The 6294-nt window shown below is 64.7% G+C and carries 5 protein-coding genes; 3 read left to right on the forward strand and 2 right to left on the reverse strand.

Features of this window, described 5'->3' with window-relative positions; all coding sequences use genetic code 11:
• Positions 1-42 precede the first annotated feature (42 nt).
• Entirely contained in the window at positions 43-933 is an 891-nt protein-coding gene (locus EOB59_RS19600; RefSeq protein WP_128289042.1) for a DMT family transporter, read from the reverse strand.
• A gap of 104 nt (positions 934-1037) precedes the next feature.
• On the opposite strand from EOB59_RS19600, the gene EOB59_RS19605 reads away from it, so the two are divergent.
• Positions 1038-2447, forward strand: coding sequence for a PLP-dependent aminotransferase family protein (locus EOB59_RS19605; protein WP_128289043.1), 1410 nt, complete (start codon positions 1038-1040; stop codon positions 2445-2447).
• A gap of 213 nt (positions 2448-2660) precedes the next feature.
• Complete coding sequence (gene cml / locus EOB59_RS19610; protein ID WP_128289044.1) at positions 2661-3857, forward strand: CmlA/FloR family chloramphenicol efflux MFS transporter; 1197 nt, start codon at positions 2661-2663, stop codon at positions 3855-3857.
• Between the two features lie 49 nt (positions 3858-3906).
• Here cml and EOB59_RS19615 read toward each other — a convergent pair whose 3' ends face one another.
• Entirely contained in the window at positions 3907-4800 is an 894-nt protein-coding gene (locus tag EOB59_RS19615; protein ID WP_128289045.1) for a LysR family transcriptional regulator, read from the reverse strand.
• A gap of 128 nt (positions 4801-4928) precedes the next feature.
• Between EOB59_RS19615 and EOB59_RS19620 the strand changes: the two genes are divergently transcribed.
• On the forward strand, positions 4929-6294 hold a 1366-nt coding region (locus EOB59_RS19620), incomplete at its 3' end, for an MFS transporter (protein WP_128289046.1).

The following is a 6294-nucleotide window of genomic DNA, read 5'->3' on the forward strand; positions in this document are numbered from 1 at the left end:
CCACTTTTGGGCGACATGCATTGGGCGAGGACGGCACCGTCGTCAGGCGATCGCGCGTCGTGGCAATTCCTGCTTCGCGAATCGCTTGGCGCCTACGACGCAGAGCACGACGCCAAGCGTGACGACCACCATCAGCGGGCTGACCTGCTCGTGCAGCAGCGTCGCTGCGAGTGCCAATCCGAAAAATGGCTGCAGCAGCTGCAACTGCCCGACCGCGGCGATGCCGCCTTGCGCCAGCCCGCGATACCAGAACACGAAGCCGATCAGCATGCTGAACAGCGAGACATAGGCAAGCCCTATCCACGCACTGACGCCGACGCCGTCGAACGACGGCGGCATGGTCATCAGCGTCAGCACCAGCATGATCGGCAGCGACAGCACCAGCGCCCAGCAGATCACCTGCCAGCCGCCGAGCTTGCGTGACAGCGCGGCGCCCTCGGCATAGCCCAGGCCGCAGGCGATGATGGCAGCCAGCATCAGACCATCGCCGACCGGCGAGGCCGTCACGCCCTGCGTCAGGGCAAAACCCGCGACCAGCGCGCTGCCGATGCATGAAAACAGCCAGAACGCCGGGCGCGGACGGTCGCCGCCGCGCAGCACGCCGAAGATCGCGGTCGCCAACGGCAGCAGGCCGACGAAGATGATGGAATGGGCCGTGGTGACGTGCTTGAGCGCCAACGCGGTCAGCAAGGGAAAGCCCACAACCACGCCAAGTGCGACGATCACCAGCGACAGCAGATCGCCGCGCTCCGGGCGTTTCTGCCGGAACAGAAGCAGCAGCGCCAGGCCAAGCAGGCCGGCAATCGCCGCCCGGGCCGAGGTCAGGAATGTCGGATCGAAATCCCTGACCGCCACGCGCGTTGCCGGAAGCGAGCCGCTGAAGATCAACACGCCGATGAATCCATTCATCCAGCCGTTCGCGGTCTTGTCCATCGTATGCTCCGTTTGTCGGCTCCGTATCGCGCGGAGCCGGTGGTATCGCCAGAGACAATGCGGTACAATTATGCAAAACTGTCATGCTTAGCCGAGCAGTACGGATGGACAAACAGACCACAGGAAGCGAGAGCAGCGGAACGCTGGTCGAAGGTGTCATGGCGACGATCCGCCAGCGGATCGGGGCGCGCAGCCTGACGCCGGGAGCGCAATTGCCGTCGATCCGCGCCTTTGCCAAGTCCATGCGAGTGTCCAAATCCACCGTGGTCGAAGCCTATGAGCGGCTCGCCGCCGAAGGCGTGATCCGCTCGCGGCCGGGCTCGGGTTTCTATGCCGCCGGCTCGCTGGCGCCGCTGTCGCTGGCCGAGATTGGTCCCCGCCTCGACCGCGCGGTCGATCCACTCTGGATCTCACGCCAGTCCCTGGAGGCCGGTGACGACATGCTGAAGCCCGGCTGCGGCTGGCTGCCGGCCTCGTGGATGCCGCAGGCAGGTCTGCGCCGGGCACTGCGCACGGTAGCGCGTGCCGACGATGTCGCACTGGCCGATTACGGCACGCCGCTCGGCCTGCCGCCGCTGCGGCAATTGCTGGCGCGGCGTATGGCCGGGCACGGCATCGAGGCCTCTTCCGAGCAGATCATGCTGACGGAATCAGGCACGCAGGCCATCGACCTGTTGTGCCGGTTCCTGATCGAGCCCGGCGACACCGTGCTGGTCGACGACCCCTGCTACTTCAACTTCCACGCCTTGTTGCGCGCCCACCGGGCCAAGGTCGTCAGCGTTCCCTACACGCCGTCGGGGCCGGACATCGATCTGTTCGCGCAGGCGCTGGCCGAGCATCGGCCGCGCCTCTACATCACCAATTCCGCCATCCACAACCCGACCGGCGCGGTGCTGTCGCCAGTCACCGCCCATCGGCTGCTCAAGCTCGCCGACCAGTCGGAATTGACTATCGTCGAGGACGACATCTTCGCCGATTTCGAACATGCGCCCGCCCCCAGGCTGGCGGCGTTCGATGGCCTGAGCCGCGTCGTCCACATCGGCAGCTTCTCCAAGACGCTGTCGGCGTCGGTTCGCTGCGGCTTCATCGCAGCCCCCCGCGACTGGATCGAGCCCCTGACCGACCTGAAGATCGCCACCACCTTTGGCGGCGGCCGGCTTGCGGCCGAACTGGTGCTGACGCTGCTCAAAGACGGCAGCTACCGCAAGCACATGGATTTGCTGCGCGCACGGCTTGCGCGCGCCATGGGCGAGACCAGCGTTCGTCTGAAGGCGATCGGCATCTCACCCTGGATCGACCAGCCGGCCGGCCTGTTCCTGTGGTGCAGTCTGCCGGATGGCGTCGATGCGGCCGAAGTCGCCCGCCGCGCGCTGGCCGACAACATCGTGCTGGCGCCCGGCAACGCATTCAGCCTGTCCGGGACGGCTGGCCGCTTCCTGCGCTTCAACATCGCCCAATGCACGGACGAGCGGATTTTCAGGGTGATCGAGGCTGCGATGACGCGACCAAGCTGATCCTGTTGCCTGGACAAACTCCGGCTGCTAAGGGACGGATCTGCGCGTCGAGAGAATATCCGCGCGATCCGGGATAGCGACTATGGGAACCAGCAAGTCAGCAGACAAGTAGGCCGCAACAGCACTTCGTTGTTGCGGCGGCCCGTCATTTCCCATCTTCAGTGAGAACGGCAGATCGCCGCCAAATGTAGCCATTTGAGCGGATGTTCAATCATGCCTTTTCCAAAAAACCCGACATGGACCACTTCCCTGCCAGCAGCCATGGTGCTGATGGCGCCTTTCGACATCCTGGCCTCGCTGGCCATGGATATCTACCTCCCGATCGTCCCGGCGATGCCGGAGATCCTCAAGACATCGCCTGATGTCATCCAACTGACGCTGAGCCTCTACATGATCTGTCTTGGGCTCGGCCAAATCGTCTTCGGCCCGATTTCCGACAGGATCGGCAGGCGTCCGGTGCTGATCGGCGGCGCGCTTTTGTTTGCAGGCGCTTCCGTCCTGCTCGCCTGCACCTCGCTGGCCATGGTGTTCGTTGCCTTGCGGGTCGTGCAGGCCATCGGTGCATCCGCCGTTCTCGTTGCGACCTTTGCAACGGTTCGCGACGTCTATGCGCAGAGGCTTGAAAGTGCAGTCATCTACGGCCTGTTCAGTTCGATGCTGGCCTTCGTGCCGGCGTTAGGGCCGATTGCCGGTGCGTTGATCGCCGACAATCTCGGCTGGCGCGCGATCTTCCTGACGCTCGGCGGTCTGGCGGTAGCCGCCACCCTCAATGCATGGCCGAGATGGCATGAAACACGACTATTGAATGGCAACGACAGGCGAATGGCGTTTCGTCCCATTCTCTCCAGCTTCGCCTTCTGGGCGTATACGCTCGGCTTCAGTGCCGCCATGGGCGCCTTCTTCGTGTTCTTTTCGACGGCGCCCCGGGTGCTCATGGACCGCGCCGGCTTTTCACAGCTCGGTTTCAGCCTGGCCTTCGCCACCGCGGCGCTGGTGATGATCGTGACCACCCGCTTCGCCAAAAAGTTCATTGCACGTTGGGGCATTGCGGGCAGTGCTATCAGAGGCATGGCGATGTTGCTGCTCGGCGCGGCTCTGCTGGCGGCCGGGCAACTGTTCGCGGCGCCGTCCTTCGCGACATTCGTCTTACCGATGTGGGTCGTTGCCGCGGGTATCGTCTTCGCTGTCTCAGTCACCGCGAACGGTGCACTCGAGGCGTTCGGCGATGTCGCGGGAACCGCCGTCGCGCTCTACTTCTGCATCCAGAGCCTTGTCGTCGGCATCCTCGGCACGCTGTTCGTCATCCTGCTTGATGGAGACACGGCGTGGCCGCTGGTGGGCTACTGTTCGGTCATGGCGACGCTCACACTAGGCGCACTGAGGCATTTGCAGAAACGCCAAACCGAATAGACGGGACAGATGAGAAGCCTGGGCGGTTGGCGCAGGCTTCTCATCGTTGTCAGCGTGACGCCGCGCAGACCTCCCGCACGCGGTCGCGCAACCAGCGTTGCGCCGGATCGGCGTCGAGGCGCGGATGCCAGAGCATGGAGATGGTGACCTCGGCGGTGGCAACCGGCAGGGGAAAACTGTGCATGCCGGTGCGTGCACCCTCGGTATGCCGCTCCGGAACGCTTGCGATCAGGTCTGATGTGCGGGCCATGGCAAGGGCTGCCGAGAACCCGGAAACCATGCACACGACCGTCCGCTTCAGCCCGAGCCGGTTCAAAGCCTCGTCGATCGGCCCTTTCTCGCGGCCACGCCGTGAAACGCTGATGTGCCGGCCTGCGGCATAGCGCTCCGGCGTCACCGCGCCCTCGCTCAACGGATGGCCCATTCGCACGGCGCCGATGAAGCAGTCGCGAAGCAATGCCTGGATGCGCACCTCCGGTCCGGTCTCGCCAGCGACGCCTATGTCCAGGTCGATCGCCGCGTCGCGCAGCGACATGACGTCTCTATCGGACTTCGGCGCAAAGCGCAGCCGCACGCCGGGCGCATCGGCCTGGATACGGGCAACGAGACGAGGTGCGAATTCTTCGACGAAGCTCTCATTGGTGCGCAGCGTGAAGACCCTGTCCAGGCTCGGGAGATCGAGCAAGGTGGCAGGGCGCAGCAGCGCCTCCGCATCCTGGACGACACGGCCCACCTGTTGTCGCAGTTCTTCCGCACGCGGCGTCGCCACCAGGCCGCGACCGGCGCGAACCAGCAGCGGATCGCCCGTAGCCTCGCGCAACCGCGCCAGCGTCCGGCTCATCGCCGAGGGGCTGAGGCGCAGGCGGCTGGCGGCACGCGCCACGCTGCCTTCGGCCAGCAGGACGTCGAGAGCGAACAGTAAGTTGAGATCGGGTGACGTCATCGGCAGATCATGGCATGATATGGCGCCAAACGCACGAATAAGATGCAAATGCTGCGCCTTCCGCCACATTGGCCAACGAATTAGATCTCCAGCAGTTCCGGTTCTGGGGCTGATGGAAGGAGATCGCCGTGGCAATTGCCGAGCAAAATCTGGACGAGCGCGCATCGGCGCCGCCGCGGATGCAATCCGCCCAATGGGCGCTGGCAAGCCTGTCGCTCGCCACGCTGCTGTCGTCGCTGGGAACCAGCATTGCCAGCGTCGGGCTGCCGTCGCTGATGCAGAATTTCGGCGCGACGTTCCAGTCCGTGCAATGGGTTGTTCTGGCCTATCTGCTCGCCATCACCACACTGATCGTCAGCGCCGGCCGGCTGGCCGACATGTTTGGACGCCGGCCGTTGCTGCTTGGCGGCATTGCGCTGTTCACATCGGCATCGGTGCTCTGCGGCCTGGCGCCGACACTGTGGCTGCTGATCGCCGCACGCGCCGTGCAGGGACTTGGCGCGGCGCTGATGATGGCGCTGACGCTGGCCTTTGTCGCCGAAACCGTGACCAAAGACAGAATTGGCAGCGCCATGGGTCTGCTCGGCGCCATGTCCGCGATCGGCACGACACTTGGCCCCTCGCTCGGCGGCCTTTTGATCGCCGGCTTTGGCTGGCGCGCGATCTTCCTCGTCAATGTCCCGCTGGGTGTGCTCACCTTCGCTCTCGCCTGGCGTGCCTTGCCGACGCGCAGCAAGACAGCGCAGGCCGACCGAGGCACGTTCGATGTCATGGGCACTGCCCTGCTGGCCTTGACGCTGGCCGCCTATGCACTGGCCATGACGCTTGGCAGAGGCAATTTCGGACCGCTCAACGTTGGCCTGCTGGTCGCTGCCGGCATCGGTGTTTTTCTTTTCGCCGCCGCGCAGGCGAGTGTGAAAAACCCCTTGATCCAGCTTGCCAGCTTCCGCGACTTCCAACTGAGCGCCAGCCTCGCCATGAGCCTCGTTGTCGCGACGGTAATGATGGCGACTTTGGTGGTTGCCCCGTTCTATCTTTCGCGAGGACTTGGGCTCGATGCCGCAATGGTCGGCCTCGTGCTGTCGACCGGGCCGCTTGTCTCGGCCCTGTCGGCGCTGGTGGCTGGACGCCTGACCGATCGCTTCGGCGCCCACAAGATGATGGTCGCCGGCCTGCTCAGCCTCACGACAGGCACGTTCCTGCTGTCGCTCGCCATGGTGACGCTCGGCATTGCCGGCTATGTCGTTCCGATCACCGTCACCTGCATCGGCTACGCGCTGTTCCAGACATCCAACAATGCAGCCGTCATGGCCGGCATCAGTGCCGGCCAGCGCGGCGTCGTCTCCGGCCTGCTCAACCTTTCGCGCAATCTCGGGCTGATCACCGGCGCCTCGTTGATGGGTGCCATATTCGCCGTCGCATCGGCCGAAAAGCACCAAAGCATTGGTCTTCTGAGTTCCGAGGCCGCCCGGGGGATGCAGGTCACATTTCAGA

Source organism: Mesorhizobium sp. M7A.F.Ca.MR.176.00.0.0, assembly GCF_004023165.1.
Classification (GTDB): domain Bacteria; phylum Pseudomonadota; class Alphaproteobacteria; order Rhizobiales; family Rhizobiaceae; genus Mesorhizobium.